Genomic DNA, 23,555 nt, shown 5'->3' on the forward strand with positions numbered 1-23,555 from the left:
CAGCCTGCGCCTCACTCACAAACCGCGTCCTGCTCACAGACCCACGTCGCGAATGGCCGCGACCAGCCGATCCACCTCGGCGGCGGGCCGCACCGCGACTCGCAGGAAAGCTGTTTCCAGCCCCGGGAACGTATCACCACGGCGCACCGCGATTCCCTTGTCCGCGAGCTTCTTTCGCAACAATTCCGCATCCGGCACCCGGAGCAGCAGGAACGGCCCGTGCGCGGGCTCGTGCACCTCGACGCCGAGTTCCCGCAACCGCGGAATCATGGCGGCCCGGTCGGCCGCGACGGTCCCGGCCCGGCGCTGCGCCTCGGCCACCGCGGCCGGTTCACTCACCGCCGCAATGGCTTCCAGTTGCAGGGTGCCCAGCGGCCAGTGCGGGCGCCCGTGATTCAGCCGCGCCAGCACCGGCGGCGCACCGAGCACATAGCCGCAGCGCAGCCCGGCCAGCGCCCAGGTCTTGGTGAGGCTCCGGAATACGAGCACATCCGGATAGCTCTCTCCGGCAAGCGATTCCGGCTCCCCCGGCACCGCGTCGGCGAACGCCTCGTCCACCACCACGATGCGGCCCGGCCGCCGCAGCGCGCGAATACTGTCTGCCGGATGCAGCACCGAGGTCGGATTGGTGGGATTGCCCACCACCACCAGATCCACGTCCTCCGGCACCGCGGCGCCGTCGAGGGTGTACGGCGGCGCGAGCATCACCCGCGCGACCGATACCCCCGCCTCCCGCAGCGCCAGCTCCGGTTCGGTGAACGAGGGATGGATCACCGCCGCCAGCCGCGACCCCAGCCGTGGCAGCATGGCGAACCCTTCGGCCACCCCGGCCAGCAGCAGCACCTCGTCGATCGCCCGCCCGTGCCGGGCGGCCACCGCGGCGCGCGCAGCCCGCTCGTCCGGCGCGCCCGGATACCGCCCGAGCTCTCCCAACCGTCCCGCCAGCCGCTCACGCAACCATTCCGGCGGTGCGCTCCCCTGGACGTTCACCGCGAAATCGACCATGCCCGGCCGCGCATCCACGTCCCCGTGGTGCCGCAGCCTGGCATGGTCGAAATCGGGAAACTCCGTGTCGTCCGGCACAGCCGTCCACCCTACGTGGCCGCCTCCCACGCCCACCGGACAGAATGGCTGTCGTGGGCGAGCTGCATGTGACCTTCATCTGCACCGGCAATATCTGCCGGTCCCCGATGGCCGAGAAGATTTTCGCCGCGCACCTGGACCGTGCGGGGCTGGCGGATCGGGTGCGGGTGAGCAGTGCCGGGACCGGCAGCTGGCATGTGGGGGACGAAGCCGATTACCGGACGAATCGGGAGCTGGCGGCGCACGGGTATCCGACCGGGCATCGGGCCGCGCTGATCGGGCCGGATCATCGGGCGGCCGATCTGGTGGTGGCGCTCGACACCGGGCACGAGCGGGAGCTGGCCCGGCTGGGGGTGCCGTCGGATCAGCGGCGGCTGCTGCGGAGTTTCGATCCGCACGCGGACGGGCGATCGGTGCCGGATCCGTACTACGGCGATCAGGCCGATTTCGCGCTGGTGCGCGAACAGATCGAGGCGGCGGTGCCGGGCCTGCTGGACTGGGTGCGCGAACAGTTGGGTGAGGTCGCATGAGCTCGGTAACCGCGCTGCTGCGGCGCTTCACCTTCCTGCTGCGACCCAGCTGGCTGATTCTCGCCGTGGTGGTCGCCGGCTTCGCCTACCTGTGCTTCACCGTGCTGGCCCCCTGGCAGCTGGGCAAGAACACCCGCACCTCCGAACGCAACGACCGCATCGCGAATTCGGTGCACGCCGACCCGGTCGACATCACCGGCATGCTGTCGGGCAGCGGCAAGAACACCGAGTGGCGACGGGTCACCGCGAACGGCGTCTACGTGCCGGATTCGACCGTGCTGGTGCGGCTGCGCCACCTCGACGGCCAGCCCGCCTACACGGTCCTGGCCGCCTTCCGCCTCGACGACGGCCGGACCCTGCTGGTGGACCGCGGCCAGGTGGCGGCGGCCGAGGGCGGCACCCATCCGCCGGTCGTCGCCGCCCCGCCCGCCGGCACCCAGCAGCTGGCGGCCCGCATCCGCGCCTCCGAGGGCGTGATCGAGAAGAAGCCCCCGACCACCGAAGACGGCTACCGCCAGGTCTATACGACCGACACCCAGCAGGAAGCCACGGTCCTCGGCATCCCCCTGACGCCCATCCCCACCGACGGCCTGGGCGGCTACCTCCAGCTCGAGTCCGGCCAGCCCGGCGCCTTCACCCCCGACCCGCTCCCCCAGCTGGACTCGGGCCCCTACCTCTCCTACGGCCTGCAGTGGCTGGCCTTCGGCGTCATGGCTCCTCTCGGCCTCGGCTACTTCGTCTGGGCCGAGATCCGCGCCCGCCGCCGCGAAAAGTTCGAAGCCGCAGCCCAACCGACCACCACCGGCGAGCCCGCCACCCCTGCCATGCCGACCGACACCCCTGAGTCGACCGATGCGGCCGCAGCCGAATCGACCACTCCCGCACGCGCGGCAAAACCCAACGACCCGGCCCCCAAGCCGAAACCCACGACAAATGAAGCTCGACTCGCCGACCGCTACGGCGGCACGCGCCGGTAGACCCGGGCTACACCGTCGGCGGCGCATTCCCCATGCGCACAGCCTCGCTCCGCGCTGCGGCTGAAGTCGGCCGGGCCCGTCGCCTCCGCTAACCTCGCCGGGTGCGAACGGGAATTGCCACAGCGGCGGGACTGCTGCTCGGGTTCGGGTTGGACCGGGCGCTGGGGGATCCGCGGCGCGGGCATCCAGTGGCCGGATTCGGTTCGGCCGCAATGAAGATGGAGCGGCTCACCTATCGGGACAGCCGCGTGGCGGGGGCTGTGCACGAGATCGCGCTGGTCGGTGTGGTTTCGGGGCTGGGGATCGGATTACGGCGAGCCGTGGCCGGACGGGCGCTCGGTGAGGCGGTGCTCACGGCTGCCGCGACCTGGACGGTGCTGGGCGGGACGAGCTTGGCACGGACCGGGCGGGAGATGGCGGATCGGCTCGAATCCGGCGATATCGACGGGGCGCGGGCGCTGTTGCCGTCGCTGTGCGGGCGGGATCCCGAGGTGCTCGACGCGGACGGGCTGGCCCGGGCGGCGCTCGAATCCATTGCGGAGAACACCTCCGATGCGACTGTGGCGCCGCTGTTCTGGGGTGCGGTGGCGGGTGTTCCCGGCTTGCTGGCGTACCGGGCGATCAACACTCTCGACGCCATGGTCGGCTACCGCAATGACCGCTACTGCAACTTCGGCTGGGCTGCCGCCCGCACGGACGATGTCGCGAATCTCGCGCCTGCCCGCGTCAGCGGTCTCATCACCACCGCGCTGGCTCCGGTAGTCGGCGGTCGCCCGGCCGATGCGTGGCGGGCATGGCGGCGCGATGCGGCCAAGCATCCGAGCCCGAATGCCGGTGTGGCGGAGGCGTCCATGGCGGGCGCGCTGGGCGTAACCCTCGGCGGCCGCACCGAATATCGGCACGGCACCGAGCTGCGGCCGACGCTCGGTGCCGGTCCGATCCCCCGGGTGCGTGATCTGCGCCGGGCGGTGCGGCTCTCGGAAGCGGTGCAGGTGGCGACCGTGGTCGCCGCCGCGACCGCCGCCTACCTGCGGCGACGCTGAACCGGCCGCGCGAATTCACGAACCGTCCGGTCGTCTTCGCTAGATTTTCCGGAAGGAATGTCACAGTTCGCCGACCTGTTTCGTCGATGCTGTGGACGGTTCGCCCCACCGGGGCGGACGTGAGTGAAGGGCGAGGGTGCGATGAGTGACGGACGGCCGGACGGGCCCGATCAGGTCGAGCTGGCGCTACGGTTCGAGGAGCATCGGGGCTATCTGCGGCGGGTCGCGTACAGCACGCTCGGCAGTCTCAGCGACGCCGACGATGTGGTGCAGGAGGCGTGGCTGCGGCTGGTGCGCTACTACGAGACCAGTCCCGAGGGCGCGGATATCGAAAACCTGCGCGCCTGGCTGACCACCGTCACCGGCCGCCTGGCCCTCGACCATCTGGGTTCGGCGCGGTCCCGGCGCGAACAGTATGTGGGCGAATGGCTTCCGGAGCCGGAGATCACCACCTGGGACGATCCGGCCGACCGCATCTCGCAGGACGAGCGCGTCACCACCGCCCTGCTGGTGGTGCTGGAATCCCTTTCCCCGGCCGAGCGCACCGCCTTCGTCCTGCAGGACGTCTTCGGCATGTCCGGCCCCGAGGTCGCCGAGGTGGTCGGCCGCACCCCCGCCGCCGTGCGCCAATTGGCCTCGCGCGCCCGCAAACACGTGGAGGACGGCACGCCCCGCTTCCCCGCCAGCGCGGACGAGCACGAGAAGGTGGTCTCGGCGTTCGCGGTGGCCTGGCGTTCCGGTGATCTGAGCGCCCTGCTCGGCGTGCTGGATTCCAATGTCACCTTCACCTCCGACGGCGGCGGCAAGGTGCAGGCCTTCCTGCACCCCATGCACGGCGCGGAGAAGGTCGCCAAGACGCTGCTCGGCTTCCTCGATGTCGCATCGAAGGTCGGTGGCGCGTGGGGCCGTTCGGTACTGGTGAACGGCCGCCCGGGCCTGGTGGTGTTCGACGGCAAGCACACCGGCGTCTTCGCGTTCACCATCGACGACGGCCGGATCACCAAGATCGACGTGGTCCGCAACCCGGACAAGCTGCACGGCGTCCCGGCCGAAGGCGCGGAGCCCGACTGGCCGCTCGGCGACACCGCCGGAGACAGCGACGCCTGAACCGCGGAAACCGCGGGCCCGCAACCGGATTCATCCGGCGGCGGGCCCGTCCTCGTCCGTCAGGACGCGACCCGCGTCACCGGCCCGAGCCCGTGCGCGGCGGCCACCTCCGGCGAGTAGAGCCGGCCGGCGTCGGCCGTGAGCCCCTGGGCCAGGCCGGGATCGGTGGCGCAGGCGCCGGACCAGCCGAGATTCGCGATGGCGCCGACATACGGCAGGGTGACATTGGTGAGCGCCACGGTGGAGGTGTGCGGAACCGCGCCCGGCATATTGGTCACGCAGTAGAACAGCGAATCCGCCACCTGGAACGTCGGTTTCGCGTGCGTGGTGGGATGCGAGCTCTGGAAGCACCCGCCCTGGTCGATGGCGATGTCGACCAGCACCGAGCCCGGGCGCATGTGGGCGACCAGGGTGTCGGGCACCAGTTTCGGAGCCCGCGCACCCGGCACCAGGACCGAGCCGATCACCAGGTCCGCCGCCAGCACCGCCTTCTCGACCTCGGCCGCGTTGGAGCCGATCGTGGTCACGCGCCCGCCGAACCGGGCGTCGAGTTCCCGCAGTCGCGCGATATTCGTGTCCAGCACGGTGACTCGCGCCCCCATGCCGACCGCGACGGCCGCCGCATTGCTACCGGCCACCCCGCCCCCGAGGACCGTCACGTCCGCCGGCACCACCCCCGGCACCCCGCCGAGCAGCAGGCCCGCCCCGCCCTGCGGCGACATGAGGTGATAGGCCCCGACCTGACTGGCGAGCTTGCCCGCCACCTCGCTCATGGGCGCGAGCAGCGGCAGCGACCCGTCGGCGGCCCGGACGGTCTCGTAGGCGATGGCGGTGACGCCGGAGCGCAGGATCGCGTCCGTGCACTCCCGCGAGGCGGCGAGGTGCAGGAAGGTGAACAGCACCTGTCCCTCCCGCATGCGCGAATATTCCTCGGCGATGGGCTCTTTCACCTTGAGCACCAGTTCCGCCGCGCCCCAGACCTCGTCCGGGACCGGCAGGACCCGCGCGCCCGCCGCGATGTACTCGGCGTCGGCGAACCCGGACCCCACCCCCGCCCCGGCCTCGACCAGCGCCTCGTGCCCGTGCCGCACCAGTTCCCCGGCGCCGGCCGGGGTGAGGGCGACGCGATACTCCTGCTCCTTGACCTCCCGCGGTACCCCGATTCTCATACCGCCATCGTTCACCTGCCGGGGCCGCGCCGCCATGAGCGCCACGGCCCGATTTCAGGAGGCGATCGCGGCGACGGCCAAGACCTCACCGGGGGTCGGAATGCGCAGCCGGTCCGCGCGGCCGGCGACGGTGAAGCGGTGGGTCAGGTGGTCGAGATGCTCGGAGAAGTGCGCCCAGCCCTCGGCGTGGACCGGCACGATCACCGCGTCACCCAGCGCCTCCGAGGCGTGGACCGCGGTGCGGCCGTTGAGGGTCAGGTCGTGATCGCCGAAGCGGTCGGTATTGGCCGCGCCCACATTGAGGATGGCGATATCGATGCGCCCGAAGCGTTCTGCGATCCGCCGCACGTAGTCGACCGAGGCGTTGTCCCCGGAGACATAGACGGTCGGCAGCCCGTCGGCCTGCAGCACGAATCCGGTGACCACTCCGGTGAACGGCTCGCAACCCTCGGGTCCGTGCAGTGCGGGCACCGCGGTGACGGTCACCGCCCCAATCTGCACCGACTCCCACTCTGCCAGTCCGCGAACGCCTTCCATGCGCCCGGCGGCGTCCGGCGTGGACAGCACGGTCTCGACGCCCGCCAGGAATTCCCGCCCGGACCGGTCGAGATTGTCCGCGTGCTGATCGTGCGAGAGCAGCACCACATCGACCCGGCCGATCTCGGCGGCGGGCACAGCCGGCCCGCTCAGCTTGTAGAGCGTGACACCACCCGGGTACTCACCCGGCTCGTCGAAGGTGGGGTCGGTCAGCCAGACCAGGTCGCCGTAGCCGAATCGCACTGTGGGGCCGCCGATGTGGAGGAGCTCGAGGGTGGAGGTGGCCGCTGCGGTGTCGATCGTGTTCGTCATGCCGACGAGTCTCGTCGCGGACCGTGGGTCGCGACAGTGGCCCGAAGGCCGCGCCTCGATAAGATCGGGCCATGACTGCTGGATCCCGCGAAGCCGACGAAGCCGAGTCCCTGCACACGGTGGCCATCGTGGTGTACGACGGGATCAGCCCGTTCCATCTGGCGGTACCGACCCTGGTGTTCGGCCGTATCGGCGCGGGCGGTCCCGCCGGCAGCCCCTACCGCGTGGTGGTGTGCGCCGAACGCCCCGGAACCATCGCCACCCCAGCGGGTTTCGATATCGTCGTCGCCCACGGACTGGAGGCGACCGAGACCGCCGACACCCTGGTCATCCCCAGCTGGGAGCGCGGTCTCCCACTGCCCGAACCCATCCGGGACGCTCTGCACCGGGCCCACGCCCGCGGCGCCCGCATTCTCGGCCTGTGCCTGGGCGCGTGGGCGGTGGCGGCCAGCGGCCTGGCCGACGGACGGGAGATCACCACGCACTGGTCGGCGGCGGTCGAGCTGGCCCGCGCGTATCCGGCGGTCCGGGTGCGCGCGGACACCCTGTGGTCCGACGACGGCGACCTCATCACCTCCGCCGGCACCGCCGCGGCCCTCGACTGCTGTCTGCACCTGGTGCGCACCGACCACGGCAGCCGGGTCGCCGCCGAGCTGGCCCGCCGGCTGGTGCTGGCCCCGCACCGCAGCGGCTCACAGGCCCAGTACATCCCGGTCGCCGTGCCCGAGGCGGCCGACCAGGACCCGATCGAGCACGCCATGGTCTGGGCCAGAACACATCTCGACCAGCCGGTGGATCTGGACGGCTGGGCCCGGACCGCCCTCATGTCGCGGCGCACGTTCACCCGCCGCTTCCGTGATCGCACCGGCACCAGTCCGCAGCAGTGGCTGCTGCAGCAGCGCGTGGACCATGCCCGGCTGCTGCTGGAATCCACCGACGACACCATGGACCGCATTGCCGCCGATTCCGGGCTGGGTACCGGTGTCAATCTCCGCCATCACTTCCACCGACTGCTCGGCACCACGCCCGCCGCCCATCGGGCCCTCTTCCGCCGGGCTTGACCGAACCGATTCCGCCGCCGCGGCTCCCCGCGGCGGCCCGGCGCCCGGCGGGGGCTAAGTTCGGGGCTATGAGGATTCAGCTGGGTGAGCACGTGCCGCAGATCGACGAGAGCGCGTGGGTCGCGCCGAACGCCACCGTGGCCGGGCGGGTGCGGCTGGAAGCCGAAGTGAGCGTCTGGTATTCGGCGGTGCTGCGCGGTGACATGGATCAGATCACCGTCGGTGCGCGCAGCAATATTCAGGACGGCTGTGTGCTGCACGCCGATCCGGGCTTCCCGTGCACGGTGGGCGAGGGAGTCTCGGTGGGGCACAACGCGATTCTGCACGGCTGCACGGTCGGCGACGATGTGCTGATCGGCATGGGCGCGACGGTGCTGAACGGCGCTGTCATCGGGGCGGGCAGCCTGATCGCGGCCAACGCGCTGGTTCCGGAGGGCGCCCAGATTCCGCCGGGCTCGCTGGTGGCGGGAGTTCCGGGCAAGGTGCGCCGGGAGCTGAGCGAGGCCGAGCGTGATCACATTCGCCTGAATGCGACCGCCTACCTGCACAACACGGCGGTACATCGCCAGGGTCAAGAGGCGTGACTGAAGGGGGCATGTGAGAATCCCCACACTGAACAAGTGACCATAAATGCCGCTGTTAGCATCGTGCGAAGCGTTCCCGGCGGCCCGGGCTGTGCCGTCGCTAGCCGGGTGCGCGCTCGGGGCTAGCAGGAGGTTTCAACGGTGTCGTACGAGCACGACGGTATGCACCGACAGCGCATCAGCGTGGCCGATATCGCCGCGCAGCCAGGGGGAATCGAGGCGCTCCAGCGCCGGGTGCACGAACTGCGTTCCAATGGCATCGATTTCGCCGCCAATGCGATAGAGAGCGAAATGGCCGCGCTCGACGTCCGCTGATCGGGCGCGGCGTTCGCTGATCGGACGGGGTTGCGACCGCAACCCTCCGGCGATGCGATAATGCGGCTCGACCTGTGCGCCACTGCGCGCCTTGGCCGTTCACCGCAATGTCGCGGTCGCCAACCGATCGACTGGAGACTCGATGCCGTCCGTGCCCACCATCCTGCAACGCATCCTGGAGAAGCCGCGGGCCGAAGGCGAACAGCTGCTGGAGAGCGCACTGTCGGCATTCCTCGACTTCGGGATCAAGCGAACCAGCATGGGGGAGATCGCGCGTCGCGCCGGCATCAGCCCGGCCACCCTGTACCGGCGCTTCGAATCCAAGAACGATCTGGTCGAAGCGGTGGGCGTACGCGAGGCGCAGCTGTTCATCGCCGAGATCGACAAGCGGGTGCAGGAGGCTACGGCCACCGGCGAATCCGGGGACGATCAGCTGGTCGAGGTCTTCGTCGCGTTCATCACCCAGCTGGCGAGCAACAAACTGCTGCAACGGCTGCTGCGCACCGAGCCCGACACCATCCTGCCGCGCCTGACCACCGAGGCCGGGCCGATTCTCGCACTCGGGCGCACCTACCTGGCCGAGAAGCTGCGCGTGCTGCAGGCTTCCGCCGACGTGCCCGCCTTCGATGCCGACCTGGTCGCGGAAGTACTTGCCCGCCTGGGTCAGTCGCTGGTGCTGACCCCGGACGGCCTGATCCCGCTGACCGACGAGACGGCCGCACGGGAGTTCGCCCGCCGCACGGTGCTGCCCATGATCGGCGTACAGCCGGCCTGACCCGCCCCGGAAACTCACGCCGCGCACCATGGCCCGGTAGCCCGGATACGGCGAACCCCCTGCCCCGTACCCGGGTCAGGGGGTTCCGGCGGCCGTATCCGGTCGGCCGCCCGCTTCTCTGTGCCCGACTATCCTCGCGGGCCTAGATATTTCCGGCGAACGCGCCCGCACTACCCGCCGCGCCCGCGGCGATCGCGCTGCCCGACATGAGACCGACGGCGGCAAGGATCAGAGCAACCATTTCATGACCTTTCGACTGTGTACTTCGAAGACGCATGGAAAGTTACTGCCGCTCAATACCCCTGGACGAGACCCGAACCCGAACTCTGGGCGGACTCCATGGCGACACCCAGCACCCTCACAGTTCACTATCCGGTTGCGGTGTGATATGCCGGGCGCGAACCCGTGACACGGCGACCGACCACTCGATACCGACGAGTCGTTATTCCAAATCGACTGGCACACAATGGAACTCACGATTTCCGAATCGGTCACTGCAACTCTGCGACCGGCGTAGCATCGACGGTATTCGGGATTGGCAAAGGCCTTCCAGTCCTGAATGATTCGCGAATTCCCTGGACCGTTGCACGGCGACGACCCGCGTCGGCCGAATTTCCACTCCGGGAGGTCTATCGCACGCTGCCCTCGAAAGTTGTTCGGAATACCGAAGATCGAAGGGATTTGTCATGTCGCAAGCTCACCCGGGTCAACTGCGCCTCTTGGCCCCGAACCAGGAATCCGATGTTCTCGCGGTCGTCGACGACCTGCTCACCGGCAATGCCACCGGAGTGCCCGAATACCTCGCCGAGGACATCGCGGCCGTCCGCAGCCGGTGCGGCATCCGCCAGGTGCAGATTCCCGGCGCGGGCGGCGTCGAACTCGACGCGCTCATCGCCTGGCCGCGTGCGGAGGGGCCGCACCCGCTCATCGTCCTGCCGGCGGGCCTCGACAAAACCGGCTGGAAGATGTACTCCGGCGCGGTCGTCCGACTGCTCTTGCGCGGTTACGCCGTGGTCGCCTACACCGAGCGCGGGCTGCCCGGATCCGGGGGCGAGCTGACCGTCGCCGGTCCCGAGGATGTGGCCGACGGATGCGCGGTGATCGACTGGGCGTTGAACCATGATGAGCTGCACGCCGATCGGGAGAAGGTCGGGATGGCGGGCATCTCCTACGGCTCGGGCATCAGCCAGCTGGTCGCCAATGCCCACCCGGACGTCAAGGCCGTGGTCGCGCTGAGCACCTGGGCGGATCTGGGTAAGGCCCTCTACGACAACGGAACCCGGCACATCATGGCTGCCGAAGCCCTCGCCGGTATCAGCGACCGTCCCAGCGAGGACTTGCAGAAAGTGCTCGAATCCTTCCGGGCCAATACGGATATCGACAAGGTGCTCGACTACGCGCGACCCCGCTCCCCTGCCGAGGCCGACCAGATCCGCCCGGTGCCAACGTTCTTCACCAGCTTCTGGCACGAGACCATCTTCCCGCAGAATCAGCTGATCGATTACTTCGACCGCTTCCCCGGGCCGAAGCGACTGGATCTGGCGATCGGCGACCATGGCGCGGTGGAGATTCCCGGCTTGTTGCTGGGCGTCTACACCCGGACCACCGAGGCGGCCTACGACTGGTTCGACCACTATCTGCTCGGCGTCGACAACGGCATCGACAGCGACGGGGTCGTACACACCGAGACCATGTACAGCTTCACGATGACCTCGTCGAACGACCTGTCCGCGTGGTCGAATCCCGTGCGCCGCTACCACCTCGCCGCTCCGTCCGGCGCGTCCCCCGACGGCACCCTGGTCACGGATCAGCCGGCGAACATGAGCCAGAGCTTCCAGGCCGGAACCGAACAGGTCCAGGCGGCCACCGAACTGGTGATGGACGGCTTCCGCGAACGCCTGCTGATGCCCAACCGCCAGCCGCTGGCCGAGGTGGACCGCACGCGGGCGGCGGTCTGGCACACGCGGGTCTTCCTCCGGCCCCGCCACATCGCGGGCATCCCCGAGATCGCGCTGACCGTCACCCCGTCCAGCACGACGGCCACGCTGATCACGTATCTGTTCGACCACAACCCGGTGACCGGGGCGCTGCGGATCATCACCCATGCCGCGGCGACCATCGCCAACCGCGGCCCGGAGCAGACCAAGACCATACGAGTTCCCCTGCAGGCCACCGACTATCGGGTCCCCGGCGGCCATCGGGTCGTACTGATCGTCGACACGAATGACCACTTCTACGGTGACGAGACCGAACCCGGGAGCGTCATCACCCTGTCCAGCGATCACGGGCCCTGCTACATCGATCTTCCGATGGTGCCCTGACCGGACCGACTCGCGGGCGGCCGTTGCATGGCGATAGCACGGCCGCACCGCGGTTACAATGCCTCGAACCAACACAAACGGGATATTCCGACCGACTCCTCGGCATCGCACCCATGTGGCAGCATCCGTAATCGGGTTGCTCGTCGGTGACTGCGAGCGGGAACGGCGACGAGCGGGTGTTGGGAAGGCGGTCTTCGGTGTCCGGAGACGGGGAAAGCGGTTGGTTTGCTGAGGATATCGCGGTGCCGACCTTCGGCCAGGCATTGCGGCGGCTGCGCGACGAACGCGGCTTCTCCCGCGAGCACCTGGCCTACACGGCGGGCGTGAGCGCCAGCTACATCACCGCCCTGGAGAAGGGCGAACGGGGAAACCCGACGCGATCGGTGGTCGATTCCCTGATGCGCTGCCTGAACCTGATGTCCCCGCTGACCCCCACCGACCGTCGGCATCTGCACGAACTGGCCGGGCTGCGCATACCCGAAACCGCCGACCCGGAGGAACTGCACGCCGCCATCACCCCGGATCAGCAACGCGCCCTGGCCCTGTTGGAACCGGCCCTCGCCGCCTACCTGGACCCGTGCGGAAACGTCCTCGACTCCAACGACTCCTGGAACGCGGCCCTGCCCGGCCTCCGCGAGGAGGGCAATGTCTTCCGCTGGATGTTCGGCAACGAACAGGCGAAAGTCATTGAGGTGGACTGGGAATCCGAAGCCCGCCAATACGTCCAATGGCTGCGCATGACGGTCGGCCGCGCCCCCGACGATCCCGTCTTCACCACCTTCGTCGCCGACCTGGCCCGCTTCCCCGACTTCCACCGCTTCTGGTCCGAGGGCGGCGTCGACTTCACCCCACCCGTCCGCACCCAACGCCTCCGCGATCCCGGCTCCGGCGAAATCCGCGAATACAGCGTCCAAGCCGGCCCGGTCCACAACGAAACGTACCCCGACCGAATAACCCTGTTGCTGTGCCTGCCACTGTGATTCGATCCGGTCCTGGAACAGCAGCGGAGTTCGTGCCGATTCGGCACGAACTCCGCTCGTAGAACTTCTTGTCCTACCGGAAATTACGCGGGGACTTCGCTGCGGTCGCCGCTCCACAGGGTGTGGTACTTGCCTTCGGCGTCGATGCGCTCGTAGGTGTGGGCGCCGAAGAAGTCGCGCTGGCCCTGGGTCAGCGCGGCCGGGAGACGCTCGGCGCGCAGGGCGTCGTAGTACGACAGCGAGGAGGCGAAGGCCGGGACCGGGATACCGAGCTGGGTGGCGGTCACGACGACACGACGCCAGCTGTCGACGGCGTTCTCGATGGCCTCGCGGAAGTACGGGGCGAGGATCAGGCTCGGCAGTGCCGGGTCCGCTTCGTACGCCTCCTTGATGCGGTTGAGGAAGCGGGCGCGGATGATGCAGCCGCCGCGCCAGATGGTGGCCAGGTCGCCGGGGTGCAGGTCCCAGTTGTATTCGGCGGAGCCCGCGGCGATCTGGTCGAAGCCCTGAGCGTAGGCGACGATCTTGGAGGCGTAGAGGGCCTGGCGGATGTCCTCGGTGAATTGGGCGACATCCGTGGGCTTTTCGCCGAGAGCGCCGGAGGCGAGGCCCTTGGCGGCGGCGCGCTGGGCGCGGGAGCCGGACAGGGCGCGGGCGAAGACGGCCTCGGCGATACCCGTCACCGGGATGCCCAGATCGAGGGCGGACTTGACGGTCCAGCGGCCGGTGCCCTTCTGCTCGGCGGCGTCCACGATCACATCGACGAGCGGCTTGCCGGTCTTGGCGTCGACCTGGTTGAGCACCTCGGCGGTGATCTCCACCAGGTAGCTCTCCAGCTCACCGGAGTTCCACTGGGTGAACACGTCCGCGATCTGCTTGGCGTCGAAGCCCAGCGCGTCCCGGAACAGGTTGTAGGCCTCGCCGATGAGCTGCATGTCGGCGTACTCGATGCCGTTGTGCACCATCTTCACGAAGTGACCGGACCCGTCGGGGCCGATGTGGGTGCAGCAGGGGGTGCCGTCGACCTGCGCCGCAATGGATTCCAGCAGCGGACCCAGCGACTCGTAGGACTCCTTCGGGCCGCCCGGCATGATGGCGGGCCCGTTCAGCGCGCCCTCCTCACCGCCGGAGATGCCCGCGCCGACGAAGTTCAGGCCGCGCGCCTTCATGGCCGCCTCGCGGCGGATGGTGTCGGTGTAGAGGGCGTTGCCGCCGTCGATGATGATGTCGCCGGGCTCCATGGCCGCGGCCAGCTCCTCGATCACGGCGTCGGTGGCATCACCGGCCTTGACCATGATGAGCACGCGGCGCGGCTTCTCCAGCGCGGCCACGAACTCCTCGACGGTCTCGGTTCGCACGAAATCACCCTCGCTGCCGTGCGCCTCGAGCAGCGCGTCGGTCTTGCCGATGCTGCGGTTGTGCAGGGCGACGGTGTACCCGTGCCGTGCGAAGTTGCGGGCGATGTTGCTACCCATGACCGCCAGGCCGGTCACGCCGATCTGAGCGCGCGCTTCCGAGGTCGCCATGAAACAGCCTCTCCGTTCGAAGATGTGATGACCGCACGAAGTCTCCTCGGCGGCGGCATCGACGGATGCGCTCCACGACGCCATACCTTTTCTACCCGGTCCGGCCTCCGCCGCACCGAGGGACCCCGGCCACGCGGCCGGGCTCAGCCCGCCAGGCGGCCGGTGACGGGCGGGATCGCGGCCGCCTCGGGTTCGCGCCGGTACGTCCAGCCGAGCCGCTCGCCCAGTACCCGCGCACAGCAGCGGATGGAGCGCACGGCCTCGGTCTCGCCGTTCGCGCGCCACAGCAGCGACCACGGATAGTGGGCGGGCTCGGCGATCGCGATCCAGCGCAGGCCCGGCAGCGGCGCACAGGACCGGGGCACGCACACCAGCGCGTGACCGTCGCGGACCAGCCGGCCCGCGCCCAGCACGCTGTGCACCGTGCCCGGGTAGGGCTTGGCCGCGAATCCCGCTGTGCGGCACAGCTCCCGGATGTACTCGTTGAATTCCGGCGCGCGGGATTCGTCGGCGAACACCAGCGTCTCCCCGGCCAGTTCGGCGAGCGGCACCGCGTGCCGGTGCGCCCAGGGATGCTCCGCGGCGACCAGCACACCCAGCCGATCCAACCGGATGACCTCCGACGCCACCCCGTCCGGCAGCTGTGTCGCGCGCCCGATGCCGACATCGAGCCGCCCCTGGGCGAGCAACCGGCACTGCTCGGGCACCCCGGCCTCGACCTGATGCACCTCGACCAGTTCCGGATGATGATGCCGGACCGCGGCCAGCACCACCGGCATGGTGTCGAAACTGGCGTCCCCCTGCGCAACCCGCAGGACGGCATCGGTCCCGGTCATGGTGCGCGCCGCGGCGGCGGCCCGGTCGACGTGGCTGAGGATCAGCCGGGCCTCGCCCAGCAGCAGCGTGCCCGCGGCGGTGAGGCGCACGTGGTGGGTGCTGCGCTCCACCAGCGGGACCCGTAGTTCGCGTTCCAGCCGCTGAATCTGCTGACTCAGCGCCGACTGGACGATGTGCTCGCGCGCCGCGGCGCGCCCGAAGTGCAGTTCCTCCGACAGCGTCACGAAGTAACGCAGTTGCCGCAGCTCCACGACCGACCCCCTCGCGCCGTTCGGCACCGGTGGTCGATGACCGGTTGCCGTCGGCAGTTTCTCCTTCTCGTGCCCATCGAATATCGCGCGCACGGCCGTCCGGGTAACGAGTGGTGGGCTACCCGATTTTCGGGGGGCATACCCCGATCAGTTCGAGTGAAGATGTTTTCGGACTTCGCTGGTTTCCGATCGCGGCGGCCCGGGCTGCACTGGAGGGCATCAGAACTCGCCCCGCCGGGCGGATTCACCGTTTCCCTCGAAGGACCGCCCGTCATGAAAGCAATCAGCATCAAGCAGAACAAAGGGCTCGGCTGGATTCCGGACCTGCCCGACCAGCGCGATCACCTCTATGCCGCGCCGGCCGCGACGATCGCCCAATTGCCGCCGTCCATCGACCTGACCTCGAAGTTCGCCCCCGTCTACGACCAGGGCAAGCTCGGCTCCTGCACCGGCAACGGCATTGCGGGGGCACTGCAGTTCGACGCCATGAAAGAGCAACTGGCCGACGTATCCGTGCCGTCCCGGCTGTTCATCTACTACAACGAGCGCGTCATGGAGGGCACGGTCGGTCAGGACGCCGGCGCGATGATCCGCGACGGCATCAAGAGCGTTGCCACCGTGGGCGCCTGCCCGGAATCCGAATGGCCCTACGATATTTCGGAATTCGCGACCGAACCGCCGCAGAAGTGCTTCACCGATGCGGCCGGGCATCGGGCCATCCAGTATTCCCGGGTGGCGCGCACGCTCTCCCAGATGCAGGGGTGCCTGGCCGACGGATATCCGTTCGTCTTCGGCTTCACCGTCTACGAGAGCATCTTCACCCCGGAGGTCGACAAGACCGGCGACATCCCACTGCCCGCCGCCAATGAACAGGTGGTGGGCGGACATTGCGTGGTCGCGGTCGGATACGACGACTCCCGATCGGTATTCCGGATCCGCAATTCCTGGGGTACCGCCTGGGGCCGGAACGGATACGGCACCCTGCCCTACGCGTACATGCTCTCGGTCAACGCGTCCGACCTCTGGACCATCCGGACTGTCACCGGCTAGCCGCCACGGACAAGCCGAAACCGCTTGTCCGCCAAGCCGGATACCCACGGCAGCGACCGCCGAAAACCGGTGGTCGCTGCCGCGTACGCACCGATACAGTGCCGGAATGACACGTTTGAATCAGATTGTCGCCGTCGAGAAAGGGATCAAGTCCCGGACCTTCTCCGACCTCACCGAGGCCCATCACAAACTGGCCAAGAACCCGCTGCTGAGCGGTATTTCGCGCACCTACCGCCCCAAGGACGAGGAGGGCGAGCAGCTGCCGCCCGAGTCGACGCGCGTCCAGGTGAGATCCGAGGAGGTCCTGCAGGCCACGGCGGAGATCCTGACCAAACTGTTCGACGTGGTGGCCACCAAGGACTGGGCGAACTGCACCGCCACCGCCGATGTGGTGGTGGACGGCCGCACCCTGGTGCAGGGCGCGCCCATCACCTACCTGCTGTTCCTGGAGAAGCAGCTGGTGGACCTGCACACCTTCGTGCGCAAACTGCCGGTGCTGGATGCCGCGGAGTCGTGGGAATACGATGCCGCTGCGGACTGCTACGCCACCGAGCCGGTACAGACGGTGCGCACCAAGAAGATTCCGCGCAACCACGTGAAAGCCGAAGCGACGGAGAAGCATCCGGCGCAGGTCGAGGTGTATCACGAGGATGTGGTGGTCGGCTACTGGCGCACCATCAGGTTCTCCGGCGCGCTGCCCGCCAAGCGCGTCAACGAACTCACCGAGCGCGTCGAAAAGCTCCAGCACGCAGTCAAGTTCGCGCGCGAGGAGGCCAACAATGCCGAGATCACCCAGCGCAAGCTGGGCGCTGAGATCTTCGGATATCTGTTCGGCTGATCCCCGCGCCGTCCACGGCCGGAGTCACCGGCGGAGCGGGCCGGGGACCGGTTCGAGATGGCCGGCAAGCTGAGCCGGGTGGGTGAGCTGCGGATAGTGTCCGGCGCCGGGCAGTTCGGTCACCGGATGGCCGACGGGCACGACCAGCGGATCGGCCGATCCGACGATGATCTCGACTGGGACACTCACCCGGCCCAGCAGTTCCCGGGACCGCGCTCGCTCGGCGTGCACGGTCCGCATTGCCTCGACTACCCGCCGCGCGACTCCCGGTCGGCGCAAATCCGCAGCAGCACTGTCGATCTCGGGACCAGCGGGAACCCCCAACATCTCGGAGAGCCGGTCGGTGGACATGCGCCGCAGGACCGACGCCGCCAGCGGTGAGCGGGCCGACTTCGGGCCGGGAGCCTGCAGGAACGGCGGTGAAACCAGAACGAGCCTGCTGATGCGGTCCGGATGCTCGACGGCATAGCGCAGTGCGGGCCCACACGCCAGCGAGTGCGCGACGAGCATCGGCCGTGTCCGGACCTGGCTCAGCACCTCCCCCAGCCACACCTCCACCGGCTGGCCGGAGGCGGCCGAGCGGCCCAGACCCGGCAGATCAGGCGCGAGGACCGAACCGTGCAGCCGAGCGGCGAGCAGAGCCCACAGATCGGCATTCATCGGAAGCCCGTGCAGCAGCACGTGATCGGGGGTGCGCCTGTCTCCGGCGATCCAGGTCCGGCTGCCCGCCACGGTATGGAAACCGTAGGGGCGCACCCAGGGTGACGTGGCACCGAAGCGCTCGGCGACCAGGTGGTCGGCCCATGTCCGCAGCGCATCGTCCGCGGCGGGCATCTCCAGACCCGTTGCGGCGGCGAAGGATCGAGCGGAAGCCGTCGGATAGCGGTCGGTCGAGAGGAAGGACAGCGTCTCGGGATCGGCTCCGGTGATCCTGCGCGGCAGGCGCCGGAGCAGACCGACGGGAACGCTGCACCGTGGCGCCCGCACCCCCATGTGGTCGGCGACCGTACGCACCAATTCGGGCAGTCGCGGCGTGGTGTCGTCGAGCACCCAATAATGTTCGCCCGCAGGCGATTCGGGAATGCACGCCAAGAACCGAACGAAGTAGTCGATGGTGACGATCGGCACGAAAACCTCCGGACCACCTGGGACCGCGGGCAGCCGCCCCTCCCACAGATCCCGGACCAGACCGGCCAGCCCGAGATGCTGCCCCGGCCCGATCACGGTGCTCGGGTTGGCAATGGTCAGCGGCACGCCGCGCTCGCGCGCCCGGTTCCGGACCGCGAGATCGCCCTCGAATTTCGATGCCTCGTACGCCCCCAGCCCGGCGTAGTCGGGCTCGCCGTCCGGCGCGCTCACCCGGTACCCGCTCACATGCACCAGCCGCCGCAGCCCGGGCAGGGTCGCGGCCCAGTCGAGCACATTGATCGCCCCGATCACATTGGTAGCCCGCGCCTCTCGCACGTCGAGCCCGAACGCGTACCGCGCCGCGGCGTTGTACACGTCGCGCACCTCGGGCAGACCCGTGAGCGGTGCGGTGATGTCGGCGGTGACGACCGTCAGCCCACCGATGTCGACCCCCTTGGCGACGAGCCACGAGGTGAGGGTGTCGTTCCGCACCGCCGCCGCCACCTGTTGCCCCCTGCCGAGCAACTCGGCGACCAGCGAACGGCCGATGAATCCGGTTGCGCCGAAGACGATTGCGTCCATGTCCACTCCTAATAGACCGGTCTATATATTCTCGAGCCAAAAAGAGAGCCGGCGATCACGCCGGCCCGCATTCACCGCAGCCAGACGGCGATCTGCCTGCCGACCCGATCCAGCGGCTCCCTGCTGCGATGCGCCCTGGCCAGCAGCAGCGCACCCTCGATCAGGGCAAGGATCGCGGTGGCGAGGTCGTCGGCGCCGGGCTGCCCGGCCAGCCGCGCACGCAGGGTTTCCTCCCACGAGGAGTAGACCTCCGAGCACGCCTGCTGCATCGAGTCATTGGCGGCGGCCGTCTCGAGCGCCACGGTGGCGACCGGACACCCCTTCCGCCACTCCGACGTTTCCAGCCTGTCCCCCAGTTGCCGCAACACCAGGTCGACGAATTCGGCGACCGGCAACTCGGAATCGGCAAGGGCCCCAAGGGAATCGCCGATCACCCCGCCGGCCCGTCGCACGGACTCCCCCACCAGCTGGTCCTTACCGCCGGGGAAGTGGAAGTACAGCGAACCGCGCGGCGCACCGCTGAGCGCGATCACCTGGTTGAGCCCCGCACCGAAGTACCCTCCGGCCTCGACCAGCTCCTGCGTAGCGTCCAGCAGCCGGTCTCGCGTCTCGGCGCCCTTCTGTCCCATGCGGAAAAACTAGACCGGTCTACATATTTCTGTCAACCCCGGGCCGCTCGGCGAGCGGATAATCGCTTGGCCGACCGCCTCGGCACCGTCTACAGTCGGCGGTGCGCAAGGAGCGCAAGCTGAAACCGAAGTTCCCTGTGACGGGCACAGCGGCCCAGTGGAGGTTCGAGTCCTCCTCCCGCCATCCACGGCGGGATAGCCCAATTGGCAGAGGCACCGCGCCCTCAAACTCACACTCTCGCTCCAGTTTCAGCATTCGCCGCCGAACGCCGAATCGAGGGAACGGATTGTCAGCGTGAAGGTTGCGGGTTCAACTCCCGCCGGCTCAGCCACCAATGGGCCGTAGCTCAATCGCAGAGCGTCACGTTAACTTCAGACTCAACCCGTTCTTAAACGTGTCGGCGTGCCGCAAATGGGCGGACACCGAAACCCCGGGGCAGGCTAGGCCCCGGGGTTTCCCATCCCGCCACCCCTCATAGAGGTGTATTCGCGTGGAACCGCCGCGGTTATTCACGTGCGGTGAGTTCACGTGAGACCAGCGCGGGCGCAACCCATCTCGAGAGATAGCCGCGAATCTCCTTGCCCCGCCGCAGTGGTCGGCCCGGATCGATGATGAAGGACTGCACGATCCGCAGCATGTGCTCGACGAGTTCGTCCAGATCGGCGCCGGAGATTCCGGCCGCGGCCCAATCCACCGAGAAACGTTCCAGTATCGAGCGCCCGAAAGACCGTGCGGTATCGGAGGTTACGCCGGCCGAGAAAGCGCCGGCCCGCCCCGATCGCAACAGCAGGCCGAGGTATTTCTCCTCCGGCAGGCGCTCGAGCGTATAGGCGATACCCTCCACCACGGCGGTCGCCGGATCGCGGATATCCCCGAGCCGCTCCGCCAGCACATCCAGGAAATGTTCCGTCTGCGCCAGGGCGGTGGCCGTCAAAAGCGCTTCGGCACTGGAGAAGTAGCGATACACCGTCTGACGTGTGACACCGAGATCGCGGGCCACCTCGGCAATGCTGAACTCGGCACCGGAACGATCGATGGCCCGCCGCGCGGCGGCCACGATGCGCTCGACGGCCTCCGTGTCATCGGCCGGCGCCGCCCCCGACCATCCATGCGTGCGCACCGGATCGCCATCCCTTCGCTCGCGATTGTCCCGGCCGAGGTTACCGTCCGGCCTTGACCATACACATGGCCATGACTGTATGGTCAGTGGACGCGAAAGGAAATCCATGACCACCACCCCGCCCCGGCCCCCGCAGCTCGACTCCCCCGTCCTGCCCAAGATCTTCAAGCGTGTCGGCCGGGCCCAGGTCTGGATCTACCGGCGCACCGGTGGCCGCATCGGCGGAAAGTGGCGCATCGGAGCGGGTTTCCGCAAACCGGTGCCGACCCTGCTGCTCGAACACCGCGGGCGCAAGACGGGCGTCGTCTACACCGTCCCGCTGCTCTACATCACCGACGGGCCCGACACCATCGTGGTGGCCTCGCAGGGCGGGCTCCCCGAACACCCGCAGTGGTACCGCAATCTGTGCGCCGATCCGGACACCCACATCCAGATCCGCGCCAACCGGTTCCCGGTGCACGCCGTCACCGCCGATCCGCAACAGCGCGCCCGGCTGTGGCCCCGGCTCGTCGAGGCGTACGCCGATTTCGACACCTATCAGGCCTGGACCGAACGGGAGATTCCGGTCGTGATCCTCCGGCCGGCCGGCTAGCCGCCGCACCGCCTCAGACGGCCAGCGCGACCGAAGCGACGATGTGGCCGGGATAGAGCTCGGTATTCAGCACGCCGACCTGCACGCGGAAGCTCCGCACCGCGCCCGTGCTCCGATCGCGCAGCCGCATGGTGTGCACGGGCGGCGCGAATCCTACGTCGCCCGTGGCCCAGAATCGCCGGAAATCCGGAAAGGCGCCGAGCTCCCGCATAATCCCGGCGAATCCGCCGGGATCCGCGGCCGACCCCGCGGTCCCGCGCAGCCAGCCGACCGACTGCCGGACATCGGATTCCCAATCGGCCATCACCTCCCGGGCCATGGGATCAGAGAACATCCACCGATAGAGATTCCCGACCTCGCGCAATCCGGGAAACGCCTGCGCCCACTCTTCGTTCCCGGCCAGCACATTTCCGCGGGTGTCGTACAGCGCGGCCAGGTTCGGCCGATGCATCGCCAGCACCCGCAGGACGTCGGCATCGATCGACTTCCGCAACTCCGCGACCGTCGGATGGCCGCCGATCTCCAGTCCCGCCAGATCGTGCAGATAACGAAGCTCCGTGGCCGACAATGGATTCCACGACTCCAGGCAACGCACCAGCGCGTCGACCACCGCCCGGGTCGGCTTGGCTTTCCCACCCTTCTCCAGCTGCGTGATATAGCTGGCGCTCACTCCGGCCGCGAATGCGAGGCGTTCCCGGGAAACGCCCCGATCGTCGCGCAACCGGCGCAGCAGTTCGCCGAACGAGGGGAGCGCGAGCGCCAGCCTCTCGTCGATACTTCCTACACGGCCCGTCATAGCCGCCCGGCTTCCTTCCCGCCCCCGCCGTATCGTCGGACAACACTCCGAGATTGCGGCCGGGGCAACGCCCAGGACGGAATGCTGCCACAATTTCCACCGTCGTGTCCCGCAACAACACCGGCAATCCGCTGAGAGCAAGGCTCGAATCAGCAATCCCACGCCATTTCGAGATCGACGTGTCACACCGACAGCGTTTCGATATCAGCGCTGCCGGTCTCCGCAATTCCAGGAATTGCCGTCATCGAACTCGGTACGGCGCAATCGAATTCGGGCGGAACAACGTCGAACTGGAGTGCCCCGAAGGCAAGTCCGGGATATCCGATCCGTCCGGTTACCGGCGTTTCCCGCGCGATCAGCAGCTGGACCATCCTGTTCCTTTGGTATGTTGCACCGAGCACGACCCTGCGGTGGAAAAGTCGTCCGAACGATTCGAACAAAGGGTGTGGGCCTTGTCCTTTCGAGCACTGCGAACATTCCGGATGGCCGGCGGCGCCCTCGCGGCCGTCGTGGCGGCCGCGACCGGAATCCTGACGGTCACCGGCGCGCCCAGTGGGCAGGCCGCGCCCGCCGACTGCCCGAGCCTCGATGTCATAGCCGTCCCCGGCACCTGGGAGACCTCCGTCGAGACCCCGAAGCAGGGCATGCTCTCGCAGGTCACCCGCGGGCTGCCCGGCACGGTGCACACCGACTACGTCAGTTATCCCGCCACCGCCTTCCCCTGGGACGGCGAGGTCTACGGCAGCTCCAAACGGGACGCCGTGAATGCCGCGCGGGCGCTGGTCGCCGGGACCGCAGCACGCTGCGCCGCAACGCGTTTCGCGCTCATCGGCTACAGCCAGGGCGCCGACGCCGCGGGCGACCTGGCCGCGGAGATCGGCACCGGGCTGGGAGTGGTCCCGCCCGATCGGGTGGCCGCGGTCGGGCTGATCTCCGACCCGCGCCGCTCCCCCACCGATGCACTGATCGGCCCGCAGGTCCCCGGCACCGGCGCGGGCGGAGCGCGCGCCGGCGGCTTCGGCTGGCTCAGCCCGAAGGTCCGCACCTTCTGCGCCGCGGGCGATCTCTACTGCTCGGTCCCCAACGACGATCTGGCCGGGCGCTCGGCCGGCCTGCTCACCCAGCTGACATCGCAGGATCCGGTCCAGATCCCGAGTTACGCGATGACCCTGCAATCCATTCTGAACGAGGCCCTCTGGCAGGGCGGCGCCGCCATCCTGTCCGCCCCGGCCGACGACCCCGCGAGCGAGCAATGGCTCCGCCAGGTCCAGGATTTCCTGGCCTCCGGCGTCCACCAGTCCTACCCGCACTACGTCGTCGACGCCGACGGCACCACGGCCACCACCTGGCTCCACAACTGGCTCGCCGACACCGCCGACCAGAAGCCCTGACGACACGAAACCCACACGGG

Annotated in this window: 24 protein-coding genes; 14 read left to right on the forward strand and 10 right to left on the reverse strand. The window is 68.8% G+C overall.

All coding sequences use genetic code 11. The annotated features are described in order from the left end of the window. Window positions 1-33: 33 nt before the first annotated feature. Window positions 34-1,083 carry an Rv2231c family pyridoxal phosphate-dependent protein CobC gene (gene cobC / locus ACFXHE_RS00350; protein ID WP_379378368.1) on the reverse strand — a complete coding sequence of 350 codons (1,050 nt, stop codon included), beginning with the start codon at window positions 1,081-1,083 and terminating at the stop codon, window positions 34-36. 44 nt (window positions 1,084-1,127) lie between these two features. Between cobC and ACFXHE_RS00355 the strand changes: the two genes are divergently transcribed. The 4 genes from ACFXHE_RS00355 to sigJ all read left to right on the forward strand — a co-directional run bounded on the left by ACFXHE_RS00355 (window position 1,128) and on the right by sigJ (window position 4,740). Next, window positions 1,128-1,613 (forward strand): low molecular weight protein-tyrosine-phosphatase, encoded by a 486-nt coding sequence (locus tag ACFXHE_RS00355; RefSeq protein ID WP_379378370.1) that lies wholly within the window; start codon window positions 1,128-1,130, stop codon window positions 1,611-1,613. 17 nt (window positions 1,614-1,630) lie between these two features. Beyond that, window positions 1,631-2,590 (forward strand): SURF1 family cytochrome oxidase biogenesis protein, encoded by a 960-nt coding sequence (locus ACFXHE_RS00360; RefSeq protein WP_379380308.1) that lies wholly within the window; start codon window positions 1,631-1,633, stop codon window positions 2,588-2,590. Window positions 2,591-2,691: 101 nt separating this feature from the next. Beyond that, on the forward strand, window positions 2,692-3,633 hold the full coding sequence (locus ACFXHE_RS00365; protein ID WP_379378372.1) for a cobalamin biosynthesis protein: 942 nt from the start codon (window positions 2,692-2,694) through the stop codon (window positions 3,631-3,633). A gap of 141 nt (window positions 3,634-3,774) precedes the next feature. Continuing rightward, window positions 3,775-4,740, forward strand: a complete 966-nt coding sequence (gene sigJ, locus ACFXHE_RS00370; protein ID WP_379378374.1) for an RNA polymerase sigma factor SigJ — start codon at window positions 3,775-3,777, stop codon at window positions 4,738-4,740. Between the two features lie 59 nt (window positions 4,741-4,799). Here sigJ and ald read toward each other — a convergent pair whose 3' ends face one another. Further along, window positions 4,800-5,909: an alanine dehydrogenase gene (gene ald / locus ACFXHE_RS00375; RefSeq protein ID WP_379378376.1), complete on the reverse strand. Its 1,110-nt coding sequence runs from the start codon at window positions 5,907-5,909 to the stop codon at window positions 4,800-4,802. 54 nt (window positions 5,910-5,963) lie between these two features. Then, window positions 5,964-6,758 carry an MBL fold metallo-hydrolase gene (locus tag ACFXHE_RS00380; protein WP_379378378.1) on the reverse strand — a complete coding sequence of 265 codons (795 nt, stop codon included), beginning with the start codon at window positions 6,756-6,758 and terminating at the stop codon, window positions 5,964-5,966. 71 nt (window positions 6,759-6,829) lie between these two features. On the opposite strand from ACFXHE_RS00380, the gene ACFXHE_RS00385 reads away from it, so the two are divergent. From ACFXHE_RS00385 to ACFXHE_RS00410, 6 genes are all read left to right on the forward strand, one after another. Beyond that, window positions 6,830-7,819 carry a GlxA family transcriptional regulator gene (locus tag ACFXHE_RS00385; RefSeq protein ID WP_379378380.1) on the forward strand — a complete coding sequence of 330 codons (990 nt, stop codon included), beginning with the start codon at window positions 6,830-6,832 and terminating at the stop codon, window positions 7,817-7,819. A 68-nt stretch (window positions 7,820-7,887) separates the two neighbouring features. Continuing rightward, window positions 7,888-8,403 carry a gamma carbonic anhydrase family protein gene (locus ACFXHE_RS00390; RefSeq protein ID WP_354838296.1) on the forward strand — a complete coding sequence of 172 codons (516 nt, stop codon included), beginning with the start codon at window positions 7,888-7,890 and terminating at the stop codon, window positions 8,401-8,403. 141 nt (window positions 8,404-8,544) lie between these two features. Further along, the gene (locus tag ACFXHE_RS00395) at window positions 8,545-8,718 is read left to right on the forward strand and encodes a hypothetical protein (protein WP_354838293.1); all 174 of its coding nucleotides are present in this window, start codon (window positions 8,545-8,547) and stop codon (window positions 8,716-8,718) included. Between the two features lie 142 nt (window positions 8,719-8,860). Continuing rightward, on the forward strand, window positions 8,861-9,493 hold the full coding sequence (locus ACFXHE_RS00400) for a TetR/AcrR family transcriptional regulator (protein ID WP_379378382.1): 633 nt from the start codon (window positions 8,861-8,863) through the stop codon (window positions 9,491-9,493). A 686-nt stretch (window positions 9,494-10,179) separates the two neighbouring features. After that, entirely contained in the window at window positions 10,180-11,814 is a 1,635-nt protein-coding gene (locus ACFXHE_RS00405; protein ID WP_379378384.1) for a CocE/NonD family hydrolase, read from the forward strand. Window positions 11,815-12,056: 242 nt separating this feature from the next. Continuing rightward, a complete protein-coding gene (locus ACFXHE_RS00410) occupies window positions 12,057-12,794 on the forward strand; it encodes a helix-turn-helix domain-containing protein (protein WP_379378386.1) in 738 nt (245 codons plus the stop codon). An 83-nt stretch (window positions 12,795-12,877) separates the two neighbouring features. Here ACFXHE_RS00410 and gndA read toward each other — a convergent pair whose 3' ends face one another. Both gndA and ACFXHE_RS00420 read right to left on the reverse strand, forming a co-directional pair. Next, window positions 12,878-14,320 (reverse strand): NADP-dependent phosphogluconate dehydrogenase, encoded by a 1,443-nt coding sequence (gene gndA / locus ACFXHE_RS00415; RefSeq protein ID WP_379378388.1) that lies wholly within the window; start codon window positions 14,318-14,320, stop codon window positions 12,878-12,880. A gap of 143 nt (window positions 14,321-14,463) precedes the next feature. After that, window positions 14,464-15,408, reverse strand: a complete 945-nt coding sequence (locus tag ACFXHE_RS00420; protein ID WP_379378390.1) for a LysR substrate-binding domain-containing protein — start codon at window positions 15,406-15,408, stop codon at window positions 14,464-14,466. 273 nt (window positions 15,409-15,681) lie between these two features. Between ACFXHE_RS00420 and ACFXHE_RS00425 the strand changes: the two genes are divergently transcribed. Both ACFXHE_RS00425 and ACFXHE_RS00430 read left to right on the forward strand, forming a co-directional pair. Further along, a complete protein-coding gene (locus tag ACFXHE_RS00425) occupies window positions 15,682-16,458 on the forward strand; it encodes a C1 family peptidase (RefSeq protein ID WP_379378392.1) in 777 nt (258 codons plus the stop codon). A 106-nt stretch (window positions 16,459-16,564) separates the two neighbouring features. Further along, the gene (locus ACFXHE_RS00430) at window positions 16,565-17,296 is read left to right on the forward strand and encodes a hypothetical protein (protein ID WP_364615762.1); all 732 of its coding nucleotides are present in this window, start codon (window positions 16,565-16,567) and stop codon (window positions 17,294-17,296) included. A gap of 24 nt (window positions 17,297-17,320) precedes the next feature. On the opposite strand, the gene ACFXHE_RS00435 is transcribed toward ACFXHE_RS00430, so the two are convergent. The 3 genes from ACFXHE_RS00435 to ACFXHE_RS00445 form a co-directional block, all read right to left on the reverse strand. After that, the gene (locus ACFXHE_RS00435; protein WP_379378394.1) at window positions 17,321-19,006 is read right to left on the reverse strand and encodes an alpha/beta fold hydrolase; all 1,686 of its coding nucleotides are present in this window, start codon (window positions 19,004-19,006) and stop codon (window positions 17,321-17,323) included. Between the two features lie 71 nt (window positions 19,007-19,077). Then, window positions 19,078-19,635, reverse strand: a complete 558-nt coding sequence (locus ACFXHE_RS00440; protein ID WP_379378395.1) for a TetR/AcrR family transcriptional regulator — start codon at window positions 19,633-19,635, stop codon at window positions 19,078-19,080. 506 nt (window positions 19,636-20,141) lie between these two features. Next, window positions 20,142-20,756, reverse strand: a complete 615-nt coding sequence (locus ACFXHE_RS00445) for a TetR/AcrR family transcriptional regulator (RefSeq protein WP_379380310.1) — start codon at window positions 20,754-20,756, stop codon at window positions 20,142-20,144. 106 nt (window positions 20,757-20,862) lie between these two features. Between ACFXHE_RS00445 and ACFXHE_RS00450 the strand changes: the two genes are divergently transcribed. Further along, window positions 20,863-21,348, forward strand: a complete 486-nt coding sequence (locus ACFXHE_RS00450; protein ID WP_379378397.1) for a nitroreductase family deazaflavin-dependent oxidoreductase — start codon at window positions 20,863-20,865, stop codon at window positions 21,346-21,348. A 13-nt stretch (window positions 21,349-21,361) separates the two neighbouring features. Here ACFXHE_RS00450 and ACFXHE_RS00455 read toward each other — a convergent pair whose 3' ends face one another. Together ACFXHE_RS00455 and ACFXHE_RS00460 are read right to left on the reverse strand one after the other, a co-directional pair. After that, window positions 21,362-22,144: a helix-turn-helix domain-containing protein gene (locus ACFXHE_RS00455; protein WP_379378398.1), complete on the reverse strand. Its 783-nt coding sequence runs from the start codon at window positions 22,142-22,144 to the stop codon at window positions 21,362-21,364. A 182-nt stretch (window positions 22,145-22,326) separates the two neighbouring features. After that, window positions 22,327-22,515: a hypothetical protein gene (locus ACFXHE_RS00460; protein ID WP_379378400.1), complete on the reverse strand. Its 189-nt coding sequence runs from the start codon at window positions 22,513-22,515 to the stop codon at window positions 22,327-22,329. An 81-nt stretch (window positions 22,516-22,596) separates the two neighbouring features. On the opposite strand from ACFXHE_RS00460, the gene ACFXHE_RS00465 reads away from it, so the two are divergent. Continuing rightward, complete coding sequence (locus ACFXHE_RS00465) at window positions 22,597-23,535, forward strand: cutinase family protein (protein ID WP_379378402.1); 939 nt, start codon at window positions 22,597-22,599, stop codon at window positions 23,533-23,535. Window positions 23,536-23,555 lie beyond the last annotated feature (20 nt).

Source organism: Nocardia sp. NPDC059229, from assembly GCF_042754165.1.
Lineage (GTDB): Bacteria > Actinomycetota > Actinomycetes > Mycobacteriales > Mycobacteriaceae > Nocardia.

Bases quoted from the DNA above. Each gene is read 5' to 3' on its own strand.
- ACFXHE_RS00400 (WP_379378382.1), top strand. From the start codon at position 8,861: ATGCCGTCCGTGCCCACCATCCTGCAACGCATCCTGGAGAAGCCGCGG.
- ACFXHE_RS00390 (WP_354838296.1), top strand. From the start codon at position 7,888: ATGAGGATTCAGCTGGGTGAGCACGTGCCGCAGATCGACGAGAGCGCG.
- ACFXHE_RS00450 (WP_379378397.1), top strand. From the start codon at position 20,863: ATGACCACCACCCCGCCCCGGCCCCCGCAGCTCGACTCCCCCGTCCTG.
- ACFXHE_RS00435 (WP_379378394.1), bottom strand. From the start codon at position 19,006: ATGGACGCAATCGTCTTCGGCGCAACCGGATTCATCGGCCGTTCGCTG.
- ACFXHE_RS00355 (WP_379378370.1), top strand. From the start codon at position 1,128: ATGGCTGTCGTGGGCGAGCTGCATGTGACCTTCATCTGCACCGGCAAT.
- ACFXHE_RS00455 (WP_379378398.1), bottom strand. From the start codon at position 22,144: ATGACGGGCCGTGTAGGAAGTATCGACGAGAGGCTGGCGCTCGCGCTC.
- ACFXHE_RS00460 (WP_379378400.1), bottom strand. From the start codon at position 22,515: ATGGTCCAGCTGCTGATCGCGCGGGAAACGCCGGTAACCGGACGGATC.
- sigJ (WP_379378374.1), top strand. From the start codon at position 3,775: ATGAGTGACGGACGGCCGGACGGGCCCGATCAGGTCGAGCTGGCGCTA.
- ACFXHE_RS00425 (WP_379378392.1), top strand. From the start codon at position 15,682: ATGAAAGCAATCAGCATCAAGCAGAACAAAGGGCTCGGCTGGATTCCG.
- ACFXHE_RS00405 (WP_379378384.1), top strand. From the start codon at position 10,180: ATGTCGCAAGCTCACCCGGGTCAACTGCGCCTCTTGGCCCCGAACCAG.
- gndA (WP_379378388.1), bottom strand. From the start codon at position 14,320: ATGGCGACCTCGGAAGCGCGCGCTCAGATCGGCGTGACCGGCCTGGCG.
- ald (WP_379378376.1), bottom strand. From the start codon at position 5,909: ATGAGAATCGGGGTACCGCGGGAGGTCAAGGAGCAGGAGTATCGCGTC.
- ACFXHE_RS00385 (WP_379378380.1), top strand. From the start codon at position 6,830: ATGACTGCTGGATCCCGCGAAGCCGACGAAGCCGAGTCCCTGCACACG.
- ACFXHE_RS00380 (WP_379378378.1), bottom strand. From the start codon at position 6,758: ATGACGAACACGATCGACACCGCAGCGGCCACCTCCACCCTCGAGCTC.
- ACFXHE_RS00440 (WP_379378395.1), bottom strand. From the start codon at position 19,635: ATGGGACAGAAGGGCGCCGAGACGCGAGACCGGCTGCTGGACGCTACG.
- ACFXHE_RS00430 (WP_364615762.1), top strand. From the start codon at position 16,565: ATGACACGTTTGAATCAGATTGTCGCCGTCGAGAAAGGGATCAAGTCC.